General features: G+C 49.5%; 7 protein-coding genes. 1 reads left to right on the top strand and 6 read right to left on the bottom strand.

The window, feature by feature from the left end; genetic code table 11:
* The 4 genes from AC8GE9_RS01785 to AC8GE9_RS01770 form a co-directional block, all read right to left on the bottom strand.
* A complete protein-coding gene (locus tag AC8GE9_RS01785; RefSeq protein ID WP_506675394.1) occupies nt 1–258 on the bottom strand; it encodes a hypothetical protein in 258 nt (85 codons plus the stop codon).
* A 140-nt stretch (nt 259–398) separates the two neighbouring features.
* Nucleotides 399–2498, bottom strand: a complete 2100-nt coding sequence (locus tag AC8GE9_RS01780) for a PhoX family protein (protein WP_506675393.1) — start codon at nt 2496–2498, stop codon at nt 399–401.
* A 107-nt stretch (nt 2499–2605) separates the two neighbouring features.
* Entirely contained in the window at nt 2606–2980 is a 375-nt protein-coding gene (locus AC8GE9_RS01775; RefSeq protein WP_506675392.1) for a hypothetical protein, read from the bottom strand.
* 306 nt (nt 2981–3286) lie between these two features.
* Complete coding sequence (locus AC8GE9_RS01770; protein WP_506675391.1) at nt 3287–4558, bottom strand: SGNH/GDSL hydrolase family protein; 1272 nt, start codon at nt 4556–4558, stop codon at nt 3287–3289.
* 41 nt (nt 4559–4599) lie between these two features.
* Between AC8GE9_RS01770 and AC8GE9_RS01765 the strand changes: the two genes are divergently transcribed.
* Nucleotides 4600–4785, top strand: a complete 186-nt coding sequence (locus AC8GE9_RS01765) for an SxtJ family membrane protein (RefSeq protein WP_506675390.1) — start codon at nt 4600–4602, stop codon at nt 4783–4785.
* Between the two features lie 125 nt (nt 4786–4910).
* Here AC8GE9_RS01765 and AC8GE9_RS01760 read toward each other — a convergent pair whose 3' ends face one another.
* Complete coding sequence (locus AC8GE9_RS01760) at nt 4911–6755, bottom strand: carbamoyltransferase family protein (RefSeq protein ID WP_506675389.1); 1845 nt, start codon at nt 6753–6755, stop codon at nt 4911–4913.
* A complete protein-coding gene (locus AC8GE9_RS01755) occupies nt 6752–24712 on the bottom strand; it encodes an amino acid adenylation domain-containing protein (RefSeq protein ID WP_506675388.1) in 17961 nt (5986 codons plus the stop codon). The genes AC8GE9_RS01760 and AC8GE9_RS01755 overlap by 4 nt, the downstream gene beginning before the upstream one ends.
* Nucleotides 24713–24793 lie beyond the last annotated feature (81 nt).

Here is a 24793-nt window from a genome sequence, read left to right as displayed (position 1 = left end):
TTACTCCGCGGCTTGAAATACAAGTTCGATCGCATACTCGGTGGCTTGGGGGCCAGTCTGTTGGAACCACAGCGTCATGGGACCCGAAGTCAACTGTTCGGGCGCCAACTTATCAAGCACGTTACGCTGAAGGTCTGGCGGCCCCATGTGCCCATACACCAACATGCGATTCACATCGATACCCGCATCGAAAACCGGTGATCGTTGCAAGGCAAAAAATGCGACCTTATCGGGAGAAACATAATGATACTGCAGCAACAAGCATGAGCCGACCAGTAGGATAATCAAGGTACGAAAACATTTCTTGTTGCCCTTTAAATTTGAAAGGGCCACCACAAGGGTGGTGGCCCAAGCAAAACAACAGTTCTAAGTTGGCAAGCCAACCATGGCTATGTACATCAGGTACCGATCACGCCACCGTCGTTCTTACGGATGACCACTGTGCCCGAGCGTGGGCGACCACCCGTTGGACCATCAGGCCATTTTGAAAAGACAGTTGGATTCTTAGAAACCCATTCCCCTTGCAAGACAGCATCGTTGCCGACATCCTTATAGGCTTGAGGCGCATTAGGATGACTACCGATTTCACCTGGATGCTGGATATTGATGAACATGGTACGACCATCGGGTGTCCAGCAAACGCCTGTGACTTCGCAGCCTGAAGGGCCCACCAAGAAACGGGTGATTTTTTTGGTGGAGAGGTCGGCCACTAACATTTGGTTATTGCCCTGATTAAGGTAGTCACCCGTGTTGGAGAAATTGCCGTCAGATTGGATCCAGAGACGGCCTTCGGGGTCGACCTGAATGCCATCGGGAGAGTTAAAGGTGTTACTGGCATCGATGTTGCTCGAGCCCTTCTTGGCACCGTCCAAAGCCGGGTTACCGGCAATCACGAAGATGTCCCATTTGAATGCCAAGGCCGCATGGTCGGCGCCCGTTTCATTAATACGGATGACATGACCCCAGTTATTCACAGCACGGGGGTTGGCTTCATCAATCGCTGGTTTAGCATCACCAGCCTTGGTCGAACCGTTGACCATGTTAGAAGTCGCAGGTGACGCGCTGCCACGACGGTTGTTGTTAGTGCAAGCCAGGAACACTTCACCGGATTTTGTGCGGTTAGCAGCCACCCACTCTGGGCGATCCATCATGGTGGCGCCGACGCGGTCAGCGGCCTGGCGGGCCTTAATCAACACCTCGGCCTGGTCAGCAAAGTCATTCTCGGGAGTCAAGCCGTTTTGGCCATGAACCAAAGGTATCCAAACGCCCATGCCCTCGTTGTCGCCCGCCACAGTACCCGCTTCAAATTTAGCCACATACAAGATACCGCTATCCAACAGGTCTACACCGCTGGACTTGTCTGCTGGCATGTAGGTGCCGGTCGACACGAATTTGTAGAGGTACTCATTGCGCTCGTCACAGCCTGAATATACGACTGCTTTGTTTGTATTGGACAGGACACATTCGGCGTTTTCGTGCTTAAAGCGGCCCAGAGCAGTACGCTTTTTGGGCTTGCTGCTAGGTGTGTAAGGATCGATTTCTACGACCCAGCCGTGCCGGTTGGGTTCGTTGGGGTTTTCCTTCAGGTCAAAGCGAGAATCGCCCTTGTGCCAGTTGTAACCAAAGCCGGTTTTAGACAGACCGTAGCGGTTTTGCAGGGTATTGGGTTTCCAGGTTCCGTCTTCTGTACCAAAGTAACCGTTGAAGTTCTCTTCACAGGTGATGTAAGTGCCCCAAGGAGTCTGGCCAGCGCCACAGTTGTTGAGCGTACCCAGAACCTCTGTACCTGTTGTGTCAGCGGTGGTTTTGAGCAGAGCGTTGCCGGCAGCTGGGCCAGTGATAGTGATGGGTGTATAGCCGGTAATACGACGGTTATAAGTGGAGTTTTTGACGTATTCCCACTTACCTGAAGCATTGCGCTGAACTTCGATGATCGACACACCATGGGCAGCGAGCTGCTTTTTTGTGTTGGCAGGAATGTTAGGCTTGTTGTAATTGGCTACGTCATGGAAGTACTCGGGGTTGATGTACTCATGGTTCATGGCGAGGATACCGCGGCTGCTGCCATCGGTACCTGGAAATGGGAAAAAGTTAATGCCGTCGTGGTTGTCACCGGACTGTTGTTCTTGCTCCTGCCAAGACTGGCTTGCATCGCCCAAGAACGCAGGGGCGTTGAGACTGATTGGGTCACCCCAGCGATACAGTATGTCGGCGGTGTAACCTTCGGGCACAACAATGGCATCGCCGGAGCTGACTGCTACGGCTTTGAAGCCGATACTGCCACGCGCGGGTTCAGAGCTGATGATAGCTGGGTCAGAGCTGCCGCCACAGGCCGTCAGGGCGCTGCCGAAAATACCGAACAAACCCAAAGCTGCGCCGGATTTCAACAAGCCGCGGCGGTTGGGGTTGCGAACAATTTCACGTTCGATCAGATCATGCAAATGATCGTTAGCTGACTGATTAGATACACCATCATCATCACTAATATAGCTAGACATATTCTCACTCCAGTGGGTTAAGAATAGTCATCTTAAAAACTGAATATTATTTTTTTATGACAAAGAGATTAAGTTTTCGAGACTTATTTGATAGGACTCCTGTCAGATCAAGTCGCAGTTATTACACGCATGCGCAGCGCAATTTGAGTGGCCATTTTTTTCGCAACAATAAAATTGCCATAGGGATTTAAGTGATCGGTATCGATATAGACTTGTTGCGGCGTTGAATCGAAGATATCTCCAAGATCATCACTTGATGAGGACTTGAGGTTTGTTCCTGCGGAAATATTTTTTACAATGGAACCAGGCAAATCCAGTCGTTTTAAAATATCAAGTCGAACATACTCAGAGATCGCTAACAACGCATCAGCACGTTTTAATTGCTGCAACCTATCTTCGTACCATTCCTTTAAAACTGTATTTGGGAGGTAATGTTCAGGATCAGTCAGCGTTTCTTTAACAACGATCGCCGAAGGTTTCATTGGTAGCCTAGCGTTCAGCGAACTGAGCGCATTGCACCGTGCATGAGTTAAGACTATCTTGAAGAATAAATTTAAAGTTAATTGAGTGCTATTTAGATTTAAAAAATAAGCCTAAAAACTTTAAATACATTACTTTGCAGTGGTTTCAACGATATCGACTACTACCAATAAATAAACGATGAAGTGGGAGTCTTCTGACTTTAATGAGTCTAGAAGCTGATTTGCATTTCGGGCAGATTGGGGTGATGGCAGATTCTCGATAACATGACTGTTAAATAATAGATTTAGATATCTTTAGCGATTCATTTACGTCTTGCTCATTTGTAACACGATTTGACCGGCAATTTTTTCCGCAACAATAAAGTTGCCACAGGGATTTAAGTGACCGGTATCAATGTAGACTTGTTGTGGCGTTGAGTCGAATACATGTCCTAGATCATGAAAATACCCTGGTGTCGCGCTCGCGACCACCTGCGCATAGAATGCATGCTGAACACCGCCCATGGGGGGGCTCTGGTTCACAAACTCTTGCTCTCCGGCTGTCATGGGTTTATTGCCCCATGAAAGACAGGGTTGTATAAAATTTAAAAATCCGACGTTTTCGGCCTGGCAGCATGCTTGAGCCAGTTTTGAGAGTCGTAGATAATCTTGCGCGCAGTTTGTCGCGATTTTCTTTGTATCGCCAACGGTAATAGCGTCGATAATCTCTGGAACAAATGAGTGACTGACGTTTGGGTCTAATCTAAGGAAATGATTCAAAACGGTACGACATTTTTTTGTTTGAAAGAGTGCGGCTATTGTTGATAATGTTTTGTTGAGGGAAAGCCAGATTGTTCTCTTTAAGCTGGCTAACCCGTTAAATTGCTGACTCAATTGCATGCCATGCTCAATGTGCCTCGTACTCATGCCAAGGTAGGTATTTGAGGCAACAGATCGCAGTTGATCATCCAATAAGGCAAGGACAGCGGACTGATTGAAAACGCAATTCCAGCCCGTATAAAAAACGACCAAATCTGGGGGAGTTCGAAGCTCATCGGCGACGAGCATATTGAACGAATCCTGAGAGGTCATACCCAAAATGCCACGATTGATGCAAACAGCATCAATGTGATGTTTGAGGGACAGAATTTGTTCGACTAAGGCCGGGATGGTAAATGCAGGCAAGCGACACCCCGTCCCCATAATGGTCGAGCCACCGAAAAAAGTAATGATCTTTTTATTGGATGCGCGTGCGTGCGCTCTTCTTTTCTGGGTGTCGTCGTCAGTGGTTCGGTTTTTGACGATGCCTTCTCCATCGGTGACCAATAGGTCTATATCTTGTGCACCCAAGGCATCGACATCGATGAGGACGTTTTGATTTGCGGCGAGTCTCGTTCCATAAAAAGCGTTCGGCTTAAACACAGATCTTGCTAGTAGCACGTTGTCGATTAAACGTTCGCTCGTAATGCTCCTAAGCTTTTCATTAGACAGTGTTTGCGCGACAGACAGAACATCGTCATTGGTGATGCCAGAGGCAATGCGCGCGCGCAAGGCTTCTAGCGAGGGTTGACCACCATCAAGTGCTTGTAATCTCTGCATTTTTGGATATACTGATTAAGACATTGTTAAAAGGGTTGGTCATGGTCCATCTAATGAGTTCTTTCTTATTGCGTATCGTCTATTTTTTGATCTTAGCCCCGATCGCCATCGTTCTACGTTTAATTGGTTACGACCCTTTAAAACTCAATCCTCAACAATCATCAAGCTATTGGTTTAATAGAAAGCCATCCAAGTACGATGCCAATTTTTTCCACAAACAAGGCTAATTCATTGGTGTGAGGTTCTCATGAAATCATTATTAAATTGGATCAAGGGCAAGTTAAGCGGTTTTTTGCCTAAAAAGAAGAAAGAAAAAAAGCCTGCCAATGCAACGTATCCTCTGTGGTAATTTTTAATCCAGTTCATAAGCATTTTTGTAGTCGAGCTTTAAAGCAGGATCTTGATCCTCTTTGCGCATAATAGAATTTCCCACGACCAGAAATTCGATCTCTGTTCCCATCAAGCAGCGAAAGGCATCCTCGGGGGTGCTGACAATCGGTTCGCCACGCACGTTAAACGATGTATTGACGATGACGGGACAGCCCGTCAGTTTTTTAAACGCTGTCAATAAGTCAAAATACTTTTTATTCGTTTCTTCGTGTACGGTCTGAACCCGAGCTGAGTAGTCCACGTGCGTGACGGCAGGAATACTTGAGCGCGGAACGTTCAATTTATCAATGCCAAATAAATTTTTATCTTCATTTTTTTCAGGTAAACGTTTTGAGGGATGAACGTCTGCCACTAAAAGCATGTAGGGGCTGTCGACATCGAGATCAAACCATTGTGCGGCGTCCTCTTTTAATACGCTCGGTGCAAAAGGTCGAAAGGACTCACGATATTTCACTTTGAGGTTCAATAGTTTTTGAACGGAGGGCGAACGTGGGTCCGCGATAATCGAACGTCCGCCTAAGGATCTTGGTCCGAACTCCATACGTCCTTGATGCCAACCGACCGCTTTCCCATCGCTGAGCGCTTGCGCTGTGAGCGCTATGGTTTCTTCATACGAGTGAGACGTAAAACGTGCACCGACGCTCGTTAATCTTTTCTCTATATCAGTTTGCTCATAGCTTGGCCCAAGATATCCTCCATGCATGCCATCTTGCTGGTCTTTTGGAACGATGCGAGGCTGCTCGAGCATCAAATAATAGCCAGCTAACGCCGCGCCTACGCTTCCGCCCGCATCTCCCGCGGCTGGTTGGATCCAGATATTTTCAAAAATCTTTTCTCGCAACAGTTTTCCGTTTGCCACGCAGTTAAGTGCGACACCTCCCGCGAGACAGAGATTTTTTAAACCCGTGGTCTGGCGAATATTGCGTGCGATCTTGATGACGATTTCTTCTGTTACAAGCTGTATGGAGGCGGCAAGATCCATTTCTTTTTGGGTGAGTGCCGACTCTTCGCTCCTGCGTGGTCCACCAAACAAGTCATCAAAATGATGATTGGTCATAGTGAAGCCCGTGCAATAGTCGAAGTAATGCATGTTGAGTCTAAAGGAGCCATCATCGCTGACTTCGATGAGATGTTTGCGGATCAGGTCGGCGTAACGAGGTTCACCATAGGGGGCTAAGCCCATGACTTTATACTCGCCGGAGTTCACTTTAAAGCCGGTGTAGTAAGTGATGGCGGAGTAGAGCAATCCCAGGGAGTGAGGAAAGTGAATTTCTTTAATCACCTCGATGTTTGAGCCACGGCCAATCGCTAACGATGTGGTCGTCCATTCTCCAACGCCATCCATCGTCAATATGGCGGCCTCTTCAAAGGGAGAAGGAAAAAATGCACTGGCGGCATGGCTCAAATGGTGTTCAGAAAAAAGGAGTTTTTTCTTCCAATCGACGTTGGGATCAAGGGTATCTTTTAATGCGGTAATCACGCGATTTTTTTGAAAAAGTTTGTCCTTTAACCAGATCGGCATCGCCGTGGCAAAAGACTCAAACCCCTTGGGTGCGAAAGCCAAGTAGGTTTGAATTAAGCGATTAAATTTAAGCAAAGGCTTGTCATAAAACACAACATAATCAATATCCTTGGCTTGACACTGTGCGGCTTCAAGACAGTAAGAAATGGATTGCGCAGGAAAGCTTTGGTCATGCTTGATGCGGGTGAAACGTTCTTCTTGCGCAGCAGCGATAATTTTTCCATCTTTGATGAGACACGCGGCCGCATCATGATAAAAAGCGGAAATTCCGATAATAGTGGTCATTTTTTGCTGTCCATTTCTTTTGAGCGGATGACGTTGACTGACGTCTCGGCGTTGAGGTGTTGAACGATCACGTTGGCAATCGCAATACTGGGTTCTGTTTCCCACATTGCACTATGTGATGATTGGATCTCCACGTGTGAGACACCATTCTGTGTATGAGTGGACCAGTCAAACATGGACGGATCTTCCGGTATCGGTTCCATGCCAGCACGAACAAAAATAATAGGGGCTTCGCACGGTTTGATCGAATGACTTGCAGTGAGTTTGGTGGCACTGATCATTTGAGTGACGGTTCGTTTAAATGTTTCAGGCGGAGTGGATTCTGGGATCAGTCGATGTAGAGACATTTTATGAATCAACTTTTTAATGAATGACTCGTTATTGATGTCGATCACTTCATCGGTGATGCCTAACGATTGTGCGGAGCTTTCAAGAATCTTGTTTGACTGTTCTTCATCCGAGCGTGCATCGTTCTGAATCAAATTGGGTTGTGCCACCGTGTCGAGTAAAACAAGCAGACTGACTTGTTGAGACATGGCCTCGAGTTGGACGGTCATTTCTTGTGCGATCGTGCCTCCAAAGGACCAGCCCAGCAGATGGTAGGGGCCTTCGGGTTGTATGGTTTGGATGGCCTGAATATACGCTGTGGCCATTTCAGACACGTTTGCATGGGGAAGCTCATGCTCTTCAAGCCCGCGCGCTTGTAAAGCCCAGACAGGATAGTCCTCAGGCAACGCGTCCTTGAGGTTTTGGTAAACCGTACCGTTTCCACCTCCAGGGTGAATACAGAAAATAGGGTGGCGAGTTCCTGTTTTTCTGAGCGGAAGGAGGGGTTCGTAGGTCCAATTTGAGGAGGTTTCCAAATTGGCCGCAAGCTGTCTAGGCGTTGGATGCTCAAACAGCACTCTCAAATTGAGTTTGATACCGAGTGATAGTTTTAAATGGCTCACTAACTGCATGGCCAAGAGAGAGTGACCGCCAATATTAAAGAAACTATCGTCGATACCCACAGGATCCGTACCGGTGAGCTGCGCAAAGAGGCGGCAAAGATAAGCCTCGCGGGCTGAGCGCGGTGAGGCGTAGTCATCTGTTCTTGTGGCGGCGCTTGGTTCGGGTAGGGAGCGTCGATCTAACTTACCATTCGGCGTCAGGGGAAGTGCGGGCAAGTCGATAAAGTGTGCTGGAACCATGTAATCCGGTAAGGCTTGCGTCAACCAGGCACGGATCGCATGCAAGTCAGGCAAAGGATGACCAGCATTCATCACAATATAGGCAATCAAGCGTTGATGGCCATTCGCAACGGATGCGATCACCGCAACCTGACTGATTTGAGGAATCAGCTTGAGCAAAGCGGCCTCGACCTCGCCAAGTTCTACTCTGAACCCGCGAATCTTGACTTGATCATCGACACGACCCACGTAGTCAATGTCACCGTCAGGCGCTCTGCGTGCCAGATCGCCTGTGCGGTACATCCTTGATCCGGGAGGACCGTATGGATTGGCGATAAATCGTTCTGACGTCAGCGCTGCTTTGTTGAGATAGCCTCGGGCGAGCGATATTCCTGCAATGTATAACTCACCCACGACGCCCTCTGGCACCAAGTTCAGTGACGGATCAAGAATATAGAGCTGGGTATTCCAGATCGGTTTACCGATGGGTGGAAACTCATCCCACTGTTGGGGTGTTGTGGATAACGTGAACGCACTGACAACGTGCGTTTCAGTCGGTCCATAGTGGTTATGTAGGACCGTTTCGGGATGCTTGCTAAATATTTGGCGGATTTCAGGTGTGATTTTCAATTGCTCGCCTGCCGTGATCACTGCCGCAGGCCATGTGTCTTTGAGGTCGTGTTGACTCGCCTGAGCCAGATTACTAAGAACGACATAAGGAACATGTAAAACGTCGATTTTTTTCTGATCGAGATATTCAAGCATGGCGAAGCCGTCTTTTCTGGACTCCTCATCGATCAGAACGAGCTTCGCACCTCTTGTTAAGGTGGCGATAATTTCCTGGGCTGAAACGTCAAAGCTGATAGGTGAGTATTGAAGGACGCAGTCAGGCAGATCGGGGACGGTGGCGGCTTGCCATCGAATGAGGTTGGACAGTGCACCATGAATAAATCCAACGCCTTTCGGACGGCCCGTGCTGCCCGAGGTGTAAATGACATAGGCCAGATCATCTAAACGGAGCGGACGATGACGATCCGCGTCGGTCACGGGCGACGCTGAATATTGCGCTAAGTGTTCAGACTCCAATGCCTTGGAAATCATGGTCACGTGACGATTCACAAGCATCTCCGGGTCTAGTGAATCAATCAGAAGCGTCTCGGTGGAAATAAGGAACGCCGCTTTAGAGTTCTCAAGCATGTAATTCAGTCTATCGTTCGGGTAACTTGAGTCAAGCGGCAGATAAGAGCCTCCAGCTTTCAGCACCGCCAGAATCGCGAGGATCAATTCTGGTGATCGATCCAACATGATGGCCACGACTTGATCAGGGCCAATGCCTTGCGCAATAAAATGTCGCGCCAGACGATTGGTGATCAGATCAAGTGAGCCATAGCTCATTTCACGATCAACATTGGCCTGGACATAAGAAAGCGCGATTCGCTCTGGTGTGTTGCGTGCTTGCGTACTTAATAAGTCCACAAGATTGGGCTGCGCGTGTCGGTCAGTCGTCACAGGTCCACTTGATCGCTCGAGGATTTCCTCACGCTCAAGACCTGTCGTCAGAGGCAATGCTGTTAAGTCTGCATGGATGAAAGAAGGAAGTTCTTCGAGCATCGCTTCTAAACGGCGCACTAACTCCTGCGCATACGGATGATCAAGACGTGACTGATCATAGGTCAAGCGCAGCAGAATCGATGAACCCGGAACAACAGAAAGTGCAATAGGGTAGTGATTACCATCAATCGCTTGAGCATGACTGACGACAAGTTCGCCCGCTGCATCTTTAACGGTATTGACTGGATAATTTTCAAAAACAAACAAGGCATCAAAGAGAGATTCAGAAGAGAATCCTGATAATGCTTGAATCTCTGTCAGTCCGAGATGCTCAAAAGCCTCTTGTTCGACAAGCTCAGATTGTTGCGCGCGTAACCAATCTGCGAGCACCGTCCCGGGCCTCATATGATGATAAAAAGGCAGGGTGTTGATAAATAAACCGAGCGCGCGATCGATCCCCGCAAGCATGCTTGAGCGGCCATGTCTGACGCAGCCAAGGACGATTTCATCAAGCCCGTTCATTTTGCCCAACAAGAGTGCGAACATGCCTTGAAAGAGGGTGGCTTGTGTCACCATCAGTTCGCGCGCGACTTGATTCAAATGCTCAGAAAGCGCAGGGCTCAGCGTGCGTTGAACTTCACCCATTCCTTGAATGGGTTTGCTAGGTGGTGGAAACTCAATTCTGCTGGGCACAGTGAGTTCCGAGAGATGATTTTTCCAATAGGCGCAGGCTCTATCGTGATCTTGAGAGGCCACCCATTGCAGGTGCTCTTGCCAGTTAAAAGGTGCTTCTAGTTCAACCCTAGAGCCTGTTCGCTCAGCCTCATACAAGGCTGACAACTCATTGCCCAAGATCGCGCTTGACCATCCGTCCAAAATGAGATGATGATTACTTAACAGGAGAGCATGGGAATGCGCGTCAAGCTCGCATAGATACATTTTCGCGAGTGGGCCTGTTTCAAGTGAAAAGGGCTGTGAGAGGTCATGTTGTAGCAATGCTGCTTTTCTTTCGGAGGGTGAGCCCGTCAAGGTGACGGATTCCATACCAAGACCTGTGGTGCGACGAATGACTCCGAAACCTGGCGCGACGGCAGCGGGCACCATCGCTAGGCGTAGGATGCTGTGTCGCGCTGTCAGCGTGGTCCACGCACGCCACATCGCTTCTTGATGGATTTTTCCATGAAGCGTCAAAATAATCTGGACATGATAGGGGTCACGGGCAGCGGGCTCAAGCGCCGAGCTTTCATAAGCAAGTCCCTGTTGGAGCGCCGTTAACGGAATGATGTCCTCGACATCGGGATACAAATTCAACACCGTATCGAGTTGCTGCTGATCAAGACGCGGTTTAAATTCATTATCCAACGGGATGCTTGTAAAGTCTGAAGGCGTATGACATATCCTCAAAGGATTTGTCAAAGATTGTGAGGTGATGTGCGCAAGCATGGTCTCAAATCGCTTGGCGAATTGAGTCATGACTTTCTCGCTATGTAAGAGCGTTGAATAGCTCACGCCAAAGACAAATGCCCCTTCGTGATTGATCATGGCATTGATTTCGAGCGCGTACAGTCGTGGGCGATCCGCCGAATCTCCTGAACTCGTTAAACCATTTTCGGCGAGGCTCCATTCGCCGGCTTGAATTGTTGATTGTTCAAATCGACCTAGATAATTGAATAAGACTTGTGGCGGACATGAAGCAGCTTGCTTAAGACTACTTTCTGCGTCCAAGTGACGCAATATTCCATAGCCCATGCCTTTATCAGGCAGTGCGCGCAAGCTTTCTTTGACGCGCTGAATCGCGCGGCCCATTGAATCGGGCGTCAAGGGTGTTGAAAGATCTGCAACCTTTAAGCGCAAGGGAAAGGACGTCGTAAACCAACCCACTGTTTTTGAAACATCTTGGTCACCTTCGCGGCCGTGCCCTTCGAGCATGATGACTGGATCACCTAAATCATATTCAAATTCATCCAAAGACCATTGAGAGAGTGTCAGGCCTAATGCCGCCAGCAACACATCATTGATACCACCAAAATAAAGGTCAGGGACGCGTAAAAGTTGTGTCGTGATTTCCCGTGTCAATTTTCCAGACACATGAGCGGCATGCTCTAAGGTGTCTGTCTTGTCTGTCATAAAAGTCGTTGGCAACGGCTGGATATGCTGAACCTGTGATAGCCAAAGAGGTTCTTCGCGACGACGCTGACCCGTCAAGCCTTGCTGAGAAATAAAATGACACCATGCGACAAAGGACATGGTCTTAGGGGCTGCGCCTTGTGTTTGCGCGGATAAAAGATCATTCAGATCTTCGATCAAAATCCTCCAAGAGACGCCATCAATCGAATAATGATGAATGGTCAACACCAGCATCGGGGGATGCGCCTGTCGGCATACCCAAAGTGCAGACACCATTTGGCCATGCTCGGGTGAGAGCGTCATGCTTAAGTCATGGATGGCCTCAGTCAGCGCACGTTCAGCGTGTTGCTCCTCAAGGTGGGTCAGATCAAGAAGCTTGAGGGACGGTTTTTGGTTTGACCAGGGGTCAATCAAGAATTCTAATTTTTCCTCATGTTGAACGGTTCGCATGCGCAGTGCGGCATGACGCGTCATCAGCGTTTGAAGATAGACCCCAACCTGTTCAAAGGTGACCACAGGCGGTGCGATTAAACAAGCGGTTTGATTAAACCGCTTCAGCGAACCACCCGCATCGATAAAATCATGATAAATGGGAAGTGGGATGAACTGTCCATCCTCAGGCCAGGCAGGCGCTGCACTTTCTTGATTCGCTGAGCGCGCGATATGAGCTAACTCTGCGGGTGTCTGATATTTAAAGATATCTTTGACAGTAATAATCAGATGCTGTGAGCGTGCGCGACTCACTAAACGGATGGAAAGAATACTATCGCCACCGATCGCAAAAAAACTATCGTCAGGATTGACGTGTTCGCATCCAGTCAGGCTTTCAAAGAGTGCACAAAAAATTCTTTCTCGTTCATTTTTTGGTTCAATCAAGGTCTTGAGCGTATGCTCTGGAATCGGCTCTGGAAGTTTGCTTCGGTCAAGTTTGCCATTGGGTGTTAAAGGCAAGGCATCGATCGTGATAAAAGTAGTGGGTATCATATGCTCAGGCAGATGTTGCCCAAGCACTGTTTTGATCGTTGCGGCATCCACAGGTTTTTTATCTGTGATCGGCACGAGATAGGCGACCAGTCGCAAATCGTCCGCCATCTTTTTTGTGATCACGACAGCATGCGCCAAATCATCGATATGATTCAGGAGCGCTGTTTCAATTTCGCCAAGCTCGATGCGATAGCCTCGAATTTTGACTTGGTCATCTACGCGACCCAGATATACAAGCACGCCATCTTCACGTCGTCTGGCCAAATCACCTGTACGGTACATGCGTGCGCCTGGTTCACCAAAAGGGCAGGCAATGAAGCGTTCTGACGTCAGCCCTTGGCGTCCCAAATATCCTCGCGCCAATCCCGAGCCACCAATATAAAGTTCTCCAACAGTTTCATCGGACACAAGGTCTAAATGTGGATCTAAAAGATAGAGTTGAGTATTCCAAATAGGCATGCCGATTGGAATGACGCCGTCTCGCGAGGTCTGTTCACTGACTTCGTATACGCAGCAACCTACGACCGTTTCAGTCGGACCATACTCGTTAATCAATCTTGTCTTGGGGGCATATTTGCGCCAAAACTCAACCGTAGCGGCGGTTAACTGTTCGCCGCCAATCACATAGGAATGTGTTTGATGAGCTAAAGTTTCAGAGGGCAATAAATGACGCAATGCATCAAGATGGACAGGTGTCAATTTAACGAGTGAATAATCTTGATGGCTTTGTAGACTTTCTGCCAAGGCTTCAATTTGATTGTTTTTGTCTAAAAAGTGAACCGTTTTACCGGAAATCAAAGGAAGCCATAAACTGGTGATGGTCGCGTCAAAAGCGATCGAGGTATTGATGGGTGCGCCATTTCCAGTATCGAGCTTGTACGCGTCCATCGCCCATGAGACATAGTTGACCAAGCCAGAGTGTGACAGTGCGACACCCTTTGGCAAACCAGTACTGCCCGAAGTATAAATAAGATAGGCTAAATTCTCAGCGCGTAATGGCGACTTCCTTTCATGATCGAGCACAGCCGTCACCGCATAGGTATCGAGGCGCTTGATGAGGGCAGGATCTGATAAATCGAGCATGTCGGGAATCGATTGATTCCCTGATTGTTGAAAGGCTTGGGCGATCGAGGCGGTACTGATAAATTGCTTGGCTTGGCTATCGTGCAGCATGTAAGCCAAGCGCTGTGTGGGATAGTCGGTCGCGAGCGGCAGATAGGCCGCACCTGCACGCATGATGCCCAGTAAGGCGACAACCAGTTCAGCCGAAGGATCGAGCATGATGCCCACAATATCATCGGGCCCCACGCCTCGAGCCATCAAATGCCGAGCCAGTTGATTGGCGCGTGCATTGAGTTCGGCAAAAGTCATGTTGACGGAAGTAGACGGATCTTGACTCGACAATGCCAGCTTGTCAGCACAGACGGTAAATTGTTTGTCAAAGATATCCAAAATTGACAAAATGGAGGGCTCGACAAGAACATTTTTACCTGCGCCGCTTTCAAGCAAGGCTTTGCGGTCAGTGACATCAATCAGTGGAATGGCGGCGAGTGCCATCTCGATGATGTTGGGCAAATTGCGTATTAATCGCGTGATTTGCTCCAAAATTTCTTGTGCCTGACTGAGGTCCAGTTTTGTCTGATCAAACCCTAGGCGTAAGGTCAAAACTTCGCCAGTGAGTGCAGACAGCCCGATTGGATAATGATTGCCATCCTCACTTTGAGCATGTGTGAGCGTCAGTTGTCCGATTTTTTGAACAGACTGTTCAACAGGGTAGTTTTCGAAGACAAACATGGCTTCAAAGAGTGGCGTGCCAGTCATACCAACAATGTGCTGAATCTCTCTTAAGCCAATATGTCCATAGGTATCTTGATCCGCCATCGCGATTTGCTGTTCGCGAACCCATTCAATGAGTGTTTGACCCGGATGCAGGGTGGTAAACATGGGCAAGGTGTTGATGAAAAGACCGGTGCCTCGATCAATGCGTGCGAGCGGACTGGTCCGTCCATTGCGAACACTTCCAATCACAATTTCATCGAGTTTACTTCTGCGCGCTAAAACCAGTGCGAAGAGACCTTGTAAGAGTGAAGCTTGCGTCACACCTTGTTGTCGAGAAACGGTTTCAAACGTGTGTGAAGTGGTTGCATCAAGGGCCAACTCGATGTTTGCCATCCCTATTTTTATTTCTTTTGGGATGGGCAGATCCAGTCGATTAGGACTTGTCAGCTCGCCCAGATATTTTTTCCAGTAGTCACGCGCACTCACGAAATCTTGGTCCGCAAGCCATTGGAGATGATTCCGCCATTCAAACGGCGTATCAAGGGCGATGGCGACTTGCGCACATTCGGCTTCATACAATTGAGCGAGTTCGGAGGTGAGAATAGGGAGAGACCAACCATCCAAAATAAGATGATGGTTGGAGATCAAGACTGCCCATTCATGGGGCCCTAAGGATGCCTCATAAAACCTGATGAGCGGACCTTGAGTGAGATCGTAACGACGTTGAAAGTCGATCTCTTTAATTTGCTGAATCCGCTCCTCTGAACGACCTGTTAATTCAAGGATTTGATAGTCGATGGCATCTTGATGCAAGACAATGCCTAAGCCGCCGGGTGACCAAGCAGGCGCTACGGCAAGTCGCATCACAATATGACGCTTAACAAGTGCGCGCCAAGCTCTTTGCATGGCATGACTGTCGAACTGTCCGGTAAAAGTCAGTAATAGATGAACGTGGTATGGATCTTTTTCGTTGACCTCTAAGGATAAGCTTTCAAAAGCCAATCCTTGTTGAAGAGGGGTAAGAGGCACAATATCTTCAAAATCAGGATAGAGATCCCCGATCGTATTGAGCATGCCTTGATCGATGTGGCTTGCAAAGTCCGGATTTTGATGGAGAAATTTAAAATCAGACAATGTGCGACGATGAGCGAGGGGGGCATCCAAGCAATGATCGCTCAGCGCGAACAGTTGCTCTTGAAATCGTTTTGCTAAGTCCTCAACATCACTCAGCTCATGTGCGAGGGTACTAAAGGTGATGGAAATCGTTAAACAACCAGAAGGATTGATGGCTGTGTTGAAGTCAAGAACATGCATGCGTTGACGATTTGGATCATCTTTAGCACCAATCAGTCCACCTTCAGCCATGTTCCAATGACGTGCATTGACGGTTGATTGCTCGAATCGCCCGAGGTAATTGAAGCCGATTTCTATGCCTGGGGAAGGCATGCGCGAAAGTTGACTATTCGGATCGAGATATTTCAAAATCCCATATCCGAGACCCTTGTCGGCCATGCCACGAAGGACCTCTTTAACGCGCTGTATCGCAATGCCTAAGTCATTGGAGTGTTGCGCATTCAGATCATCGATTTTTACGCTAACCGGAAATAGGCTCGTGAGCCATCCGACGGTCCTGGACAACTCCGCGTCGAGCTCTCGACCGTGGCCCTCGAGATGCACAACCACATTGCCGACAGGATGCTGAAAGCGGCTCTCAGACCACTGTGCAATTGAAAAACCGAGTGCCGTCAGGAAAAGATCATTGATACCACCTTGATAGATGGCGGGTGCAGAGACGAGCCTTTCGGTGTCCTTCAAACTGAGGGTGCAGTGATAAGTCTCGGAGGCGCCAACGGTATTGAGCTCTTTGTCAAAGTGCGCCTTGACAGGCAGAGTGGAGACGCTTTGAATTTGCTCAAGCCAAAAGGCTTCTTCGCCTCGACGGGACCCTTGTAATCCCTGTGATGCGAGGGTTTCCGCCCAGGCGCGCAAGGACATGCTTGGCGCTGGCAACGCCTTGAGCTCTGGGCTTGTCAGAGCCTGAAGATCATCAATGAGCACACGCCAGGAAACACCATCCACAGCATAGTGATGAATGACTAGTGCAAGTTGGTGCGATCCGTCAGGTTGAGTGATCCAGAGCCCAACCATCAGCGCGCCGGGCTGAGCGGGATCGAGATCGTCGCTCAGATTGAGAAATCTTTCTATGAGTTGTTGTCGAGCCTGAACAGGTTCTTGGGCACTCAGGTCCAATTCAAAGAACGCGATGGGTGGCAGCTTGTCGACTTCATCGATTACGAGTTGATGGGCGTGATTGACCGTTTCGCAATGAAGTCGAAGCGCGCCGTGATGCGCCCGTATTTGTTCTAAAGCCTGCTTGACCATGGAGGCACCGACATGGGCGGGTGCATCCAATAAAACAGCTTGGTTAAAGTGTTTGAGTGAGCCTTTTTGTTCCCAAAAGGCCTGAAAGACCGGTAACGCAGGGACCGCACCATTTTCTTGCCAAACAATCTGTGTGCTGGCTTGTTCGACGGGTTGGGCAATGGCGGCCAATGCTTCAGGTGACTGATGCGTAAAGACGTCTCTAACAGTCAATGACAAGCCTTTTGCGCGAGCAAGACTGACCAAGCGGATCACCGAGATACTGTCACCACCGAGGGCGAAGAAATGATCATCGACGCTGATGTTTTTGTGATTAGTGAGCGTCTCGAAGATCTCGCATAAGATCTGCTCCTCTTGGGAACTTGCCGATTTTTTGGCGCTTGATCCAGTTTGCTGCGTGGGTGCGGGTAGGGTGCGGCGATCTAGTTTTCCATTCGGTGTAAAGGGCAATTCTGAAATGATGACAAAATAGTTTGGCACCATGTATTCAGGTAAAGACGCAGCGAGTCCTTGTTTTAACGCATCAATCTCAAGTGCGGGTTGATCTTCTGTTTGAACGATATAGGCGACGAGTTTTTGATCTGCGCCCATTTCACGCGCGATGACGGCAACTTGGGTGAGAGAGCTATCTAAGGCACGAATCGCGGACTCGATTTCTCCGAGCTCGATACGGTATCCATGGATTTTGACCTGATCATCCTTGCGCCCAATAAACTCGATCGCACCATCGTCGCGTCGACGCGCCATATCGCCTGTTCGATACATGCGCATCCCTGGTTCACCAAAAGGACATGCCACAAAACGCTCGGCCGTTAAACCTGGTCGGCCGATATAGCCTCGTGCTAAACCCGTTCCAGCGACGTAGAGTTCGCCTTGCATGCCGTTTTGAACGGGTTGCAGGGAGGGATCAAGCAGGAAGACTTGCATATTGGCAAGCGGCTGACCAATCGTGACGGGTCCTGCGCCTGGATAAGCATCGATCTCTGGGTTCAATGCTGGACTGATGGTCGCGCAGACGGTGGTTTCCGTCGGACCATAAGCATTGAACATCTTTAAATGGCTTGCAAAGCGAGCAACAATCTCAGGCGAGCATGCCTCGCCCGCAACCACGAGTGTGTTGAGAGATTTCAGGACCTCGATATCTAAGGCTGCAACCAATACCGGAGGCAGTGTTGCATGCGTCACACCAAAAGTCTGAAGATCAAGGGCGAGTCGAGCAGCCGCATCTGTGCGGGTGGATTGCTCAGGAATCACCAAAGCTGCGCCTGAGCCAAAGGCGAGCAGCATTTCCCAAACACTTGCGTCAAAAGCTTGAGAAGCAAACTGTAAAACTCTGTCTGTATGATCCAGTTTAAAAATACTGAGCTGTGCTTGCGCGAGATTGACCGCGGAGAGGTGAGAAATACCTACGGCTTTGGGTTGACCTGTTGAGCCAGAGGTGTAGATCAAATAAGCCAGTGATTGAGGGTGGAGTGGGGCGATTCGATCGTGATCTTGGATGGCGGATTCAAGTTGCATCGATAGTCGAATTTCGAGGATTGGATCTTCAAAATCCAACAACTCTGGAAGTTCAGACTCGATCGAACTTTGCAATGCGTCGTACAGTGCGTTATTACTAATGACACATTGCACTTGACTGTCTTTTAGGATGTATTCGAGCCTGGCTGCGGGATAGCCGGGATCAAGAGGGAGATATGCCGCGCCAGTCTTCAGGACGGCCAAGGTGGACACGAGTAACGCCTCAGAGCGCTCCAGCAGCAAGGCAATGATTTGTCCAGGACCGATCCCTTCGTTTATGAGATGTCTCGCTAACTGATTCGTGCGCGCATCGAGCTCAGCGTAACTGAGCGTCATCACATGCTGCTGATCCTGAGTCATCAACGCTGGTAAATCAGGTTGAACAGAGACTTGCTGAGCGAAAAGTGCGGTCAGGTCGACGATAGACGCATCCGCAGGGATCACGCTTCCCTTGGACTGGTTGATGAGCTGTTGTTCTTCGGGCGCCTCGAGCAATGCAATCGCGGCAAGCGGGGTATGCGCAATGCGGGGCAATGATTGAATTAAGTGGCAAAGACAGTCTAAAAGATGCTGAGCATCTGAAGCCTTAATACGCGTTAAGTCATAGGTCAGGCGCAGAGAGAGCGTGTTGCCCGGTATAGCACCGAGCGCTAAAGGATAGTTTGTACCGTCATGGCCTAAGCTTTCAAGGACTTTCAAATCCCCTACAGGAATCGTTGCGGTATCGGTTGGAAAGTTTTCAAATACAAAAAGTGCTTCAAATATGGACGAACCCGGGAATCCCGCTAAGCTTTGTATCGCAGCGAGTCCGATGTGCGAGTGCGCATCCTGCTCGGATTGTGCCGTTTGTTGCTGTAGGAGCCACTGAACAAGAGACTCACCTGCAGGCAAATGCATGAAAAGAGGCAAGGTATCGATAAATAAACCGATCGCTTGATCAATACCACTCAGGCTATTGGCACGACCGTTGTGCACACTGCCGATGACGATGTCAGAAAGTTGGCTCGTTCGGCCCAGCACAAGCGCATACAGTCCCATGAGAACGCTCGCCTGCGTCAGACCGTGCTGCTTAGAAAAGGCCTCGAACTGATCATTTAAGGCTTGGTCAAAATTAAAGTAAAGCGCTCCAGTGCCAGGCGTTGATGTATTGGGTGCTGAGAGCTGCAATCGACTGGGTTCAGTCAGCTCGCTGAGATGTGCACTCCAATAGCGTCGGGCGACCTCAAGATCTTGCGCGGCGAGCCATTTCAAATACTCCTGCCACATGAATGGTCGGTTTAGTTTTTCTGGTAAACCACGGACATCACAATCGTAGATGTGCGCAAGTTCTCGCATCAGGACGGGCAATGACCAGCCGTCAAGAATCAAGTGATGTTTAGAAATCAAGAGCGCATGTTTTTGATGGCCGAGATCCCCAATTCTCAGTCGCACAAGGGGCGCTTGTTCAAAAGAAAATTTTTCGTCTAAGTCAATTTTTTGAATTTGATCGAGACGCTCAGCATAATCGCCATGCAGATCTAGAATTTTCTGGTCATAGGTTAACTCTCCACCGATGATGCCAAGTCCTGGCGCGATTTCCGAAGGAGCCAGTCGTAAACGTAGGATGGCATGTCTTTTGATGACACGCGACCACGCCCGTTGCATTGCGGGTATATCTAATTTTCCTTGAACAATCAGAATAATTTGAATGTGATAGGGATCTTCAGACCCGACAGCCCGGGCCATACTTTCAAACGCGAGACCTTGTTGCGAGGGTGTGAGCGGAACAATATCTTCGAGGTCTGGATATTGCTGCACCAATTGATCTAGGACACGTTGCTCTAAAAGTTGACCGTGATGTTTGCTCAGTGAAGTCAGAGGATAGTCGGAAGGGGTATGCGTATTTTCAAGTGGATGATGCAGGCAATGCTCCGCAACCGCGTTGAGGCTCAACGTAAAGCTTTGGAGCAGGCGTTCCATAGAAGCCTTTGAATAGGCTGCGCTACAGAAATTTAAATTAAATTGCAGTGAACCCGTGGCGTCAATATTGGCATTGATGTCGATGAGGTGTAGACGCTTTCGATCTGGTGCGTCCTGAGAGGTGCTGGCATAGCCTTCTGCAACGCTCCATTGGTCGATGTTTGAGATTTTTTTCTCGGATTGACCTAGATAATTAAAGACTAATTGCGGTTGTGCAACATTGGACTGCGCAATCTTGCTGCTTTGATCCAAATAACGCAGCACGCCATAGCCAAGACCTTTGTCAGGCATCGAACGCAGCCGGTCCTTAACACGGCGAATCGCATGGCCAGGACTCTTTCTATCCTGTGGATTCAGATCGCCTACTTCGAGTCGGAGGGGAAAAATACTAGTTAACCAGCCGACTGTTTGTGAAAGATCGGTATCGTTTTCACGTCCATGACCTTCGAGCGCTATTAAAAAATCGCCGAGTGTTTGTTGATATTGGTCAAGACTCCATTGCTTGACACCGAGCCCGAGTGCCGCAAGCAAAATATCGTTCATGCCACCGTGATAGACGGCTTGCGATTGAACCACTTGGTCTGTTTGAGCTTTATTGAGTTGCCCATGAATGGTCACGACGGACTGCTGTGTATTCGCGTCTGATGCGATAGCATGATCCTGAGGTAAGGTATCGATACCTTCCTCCTGCAGCAACCAAAGTGCCTCTTCGTGACGACGCTTTCCAAGCTGACCTTCGTCGCTCAAGCTTTGCGCCCAAGCGCGTAAAGACATCGTTCTATCAGGTAAAGATCCGACTGGATTCGAGGTGAGTGTTTTTAAATCATCGAGCAAGATGCGCCAAGACACGCCATCGACGACAAAGTGATGAAGTGTGAGGACAAGTAACGCGGGGGCATTGTTTCGTTTGACCCAGAGCGCGGCTTTCATCAACCCTGGAAGGCTTGGATTGAGCTTGTCACTCAAGGTGTCAATCGCTCGATGTAACGCAAGCTCGGCCTGAGCAGGATCATGCGCGGATAAATCAAGAATATCGATCTTTGAGTTCAGCGCTGCATCGACAGGATCAATAATAAAAGTTGTTTGTAGACCTTCACCTTCGGTGCGCAGGCGCAGTGCGCCATGATGTTTGGAAAGCGCGTGGTAGGCCTGACAAACCGACTCGTAAGATAATGACTGAGGTGCTTGCAACACAACGGTTTGGTTAAATTGATCAAGTCTCTTGTTGATGCTGAGATATTCAAGGTATATGGGGAGTGCTGGAATCTCTCCTTCAATTTCCCAGACAACTTTTGGTGCGTCAGTTTGAGTTTCTTGCAGGACAGGCGCAAGTAAAGCGGGACTCTGGTTTTTGAAAATATCACGGACATTCAATAGAAAACCATGAGCACGGACTCGACTCACGAGCCGAATGGCTGAAATACTATCTCCACCCAGCGCAAAGAAGCCATCATCGATGCTGACCTGTTGAGCACCTGTGATTTCAGCAAAGAGTTTGCAGAGCAAGTCTTCGGAGGTATTGCGCGGTGCGCGATAGGTCTCTGACACACGTCCAATCTCTGGGTCTGGCAGTGCGCGCCGATCGAGCTTGCCGTTGGCGCTCAGAGGAAAGGCGGGCACGTAGACAAAGTAAGAGGGCACCATGTATTCAGGCAAGGACGCCAGCAAGCCATTGCGCAGCACTTCGGCCTGCACAGCGTCTTGACCCTGACGCGTCACCAGGTAGGCCACTAGTCTCTGATCACCCTGGATCTTGCGCGTGATGACTTCCGCTTGAGCAAGCGCTGGATTTTGTGCCAGCAAGCTCGCTTGTATCTCTCCAAGCTCAATGCGATAGCCGCGGATCTTGACTTGATCATCGGCGCGTCCCAAGTATTCGATCGCGCCATCTTCGCGTCGGCGTGCCAGATCGCCTGTGCGGTACATGCGCGCGCCCTTGGCCGCGAAGGGACACGCGATAAAGCGTTCCGCCGTCAAGCCGCTGCGCCCGAGGTATCCACGGGCGAGGTTCGTTCCAGCGATATAGAGCTCACCCACGACCCCGTTCGGGAGGGGTTCGAGCATGCTGTCCAAAATAAAGAGCTGCGTATTCCAGATCGGGTACCCGATGGGAGGGGTCAGTGTGTCATCGGCTTGGCGACAAGGCCAGACCGAGACGTCGATCGCCGCTTCGGTCGGACCATAGAGATTCCACAAACGGGTCTGGGGCAGCTGACGAAAGGTCTGGGCCTGGACCGCACCACTGAGCGCCTCGCCACTGGTGACGATTTGCTTGAGCGAGGGGCAGTCCTGCGCCTCGAGCGACTCAAGAAACACCGCCAGCATGGAGGGCACAAAGTGCATGACGCTGACATGGTGTTGTTCGATCACAGACTTGAGATACGCCGGATCCTTTTGACCCTCTGGGCGGGCAATGACTAAAGCAGCACCCGCCATAAGAGGTAAAAACCACTCCCAGACGGCGACATCAAAGCCGATCGCGGTTTTTTGTAAAACCCGGTCGCGTGACGCCAACTGCATGGTGTCTTGCATCCAGATCAGGCGATTGACGACCGCTTGATGGGTATTGCCCGCACCCTTGGGGGTGCCTGTCGAGCCTGAGGTGTAGATCAAATAAGCAAGATGCTCAGGGTCAAGCGCCTGAGTGCGTTCATGCGGCGCAATCGCAGTGGCAGGAAGCGCACTGAGCTCAGCGACAATACGCGGATCATTCAGATCCCGATGAGCGGGCATGGCAACGTCGTGCGTGGACGCTCCGGCAGAGGCAAGCCGCTCCAAGAGATTGCTGTCGCTCAGGAGCAAACGCGTCTGACTATCTGCGAGCATGAACTGCAGGCGTGAGGTCGGCAGCTCTGGGTCAAGGGGCAGATAGGCGGCTCCGGCTTTGAGGACAGCCAGCATGGCCACGATTAATTGTGGCGAGCGATCGAGTAACACGGCCACGATATGGTCGGGACCACAGCCCAAAGCAATGAGGTGACGCGCGAGTTGGTTCGATCGAGCATCGAGCTCGGCAAAGGGCATACTCGCGTGCTCTCCTATGCTCTGTTCAAAGAGGAGTGCTGGAGCGTGAGGGCTGGCCGCAACCTGAGCGGCAAAGAGGGCGGCAAGCGTGAGAGGCTGGTCGGACAAGTCCCGCACGGGGCCGCAAGACTCCTCAATGATGCTCGCGCGTTGCGAAGGATCGAGTAATGAAAATGAGGCAATGCTGTTTTGACCGTGGAACGGTAAAAGTTTAGTGAGTTGAGCAATATTGACTAAGTGCTGATGCGCCTGCAAAGCGGTATACCGCTTTGGGTGATAGGCAAGACGAAGTTCGATTGGACCCTCATCATTTCTATCAAAAATGAATAATTGCAAGTCTGCAACAGGTTCGGAGGACTCCGTATACAGAGAGCCTTGCGCCGTTCCAAAGTCAGCATGATGATCAAAACTTTCAAGATTGACCAACATTGAAAAGGGCTCAGACTGGTTTTGCTGGAGTCGTTGCTTAACGATTTCTCCAAAGGGAAATTGCCTGTGTCTAAGTGCTTGTTTGAGTTGAAGAGAGAATTGGCGTGCAACAGCGAGAAGAGTCGCTTGAGCAGCGACATGACTACGTAGCGAAAGTACGTTTGTCAGCATGCCTGGTGTTGAACGAGTCTTTCGATTGCGCCCATCTGTTGGGCAACCTAAGCAGAGATCTTGCTGACCCGTCATGCGCGATAGGTAAGCCGCAACTGCGGCAGCAAAGCAAGGGTAGGGGCTCAGGTGATGTTCTTTTCCCCAAGAGAGGATGCGTTCAAAATCTGTTCTTTCTAAATGAACACTGGTGGTTTGACAAACCTGTAGATCGCCCAGGATCGCAGGCTGAGAGGTGAGACTCGCCGGGACTTCGATGCCGGTTAAGGTTTCTTGCCAATATTGACGATCTTCATCCCATTGCGGACTATGTCTGTAGTCGTCATCTTCTTGAACGGCTTCTAGCCAAGAAAGAGCCGTTTTAGGAGGTATTAATTCGTTTGCACAGTACGACTGAACCAATCTTGAAAACATACTTGCAACACCCGCGCCATCCATGATGATGTGGTGATAAAACCAAAACCAAATCCAGCGTTGCTCCGCAAGTCTAATCAGACCAAAACGAAAAAGAGGGCCCTCTTGAAGATCAAAGGGGAGATGTTGTTGCGTGTGCAGTAGGTCTTGACTAGCAAGCTCCGGATTAGGCTCGTTTCGGAGATCCCATTGCGCGAGAGCGGGAGCAGATAAAGGAAAAAAGGTCTGATACGGTGTTTGATCAACCTCTACGAAGCGAAGACTCAGGATCTCAGTATCTTGAACAAGCTTTTTTTGAATACGGTCAAGTCTTTCTGTGTCAAGGTCACCCTCGATCACGATATGTTGACCCGCATTGTAGGCAGTCGCGTTTAAATCGACCTTTTGATGAAACCAGACATTTCGCTGAGCGCCGGTGAGTGGAAAGAGTTTTTTGTTTTCTAACTCAGTCATTTTTACTGACATTTTTCGGAAACATCCATGATTTTTGCTAAATAAAAACCCGCATTTATGACTCTACTATGGATAACCTGC

The organism is Zwartia lucis (genome assembly GCF_965234455.1).
GTDB lineage: Bacteria > Pseudomonadota > Gammaproteobacteria > Burkholderiales > Burkholderiaceae_B > Zwartia > Zwartia lucis.
This window is presented reverse-complemented; position numbering and strand designations above follow the sequence as displayed.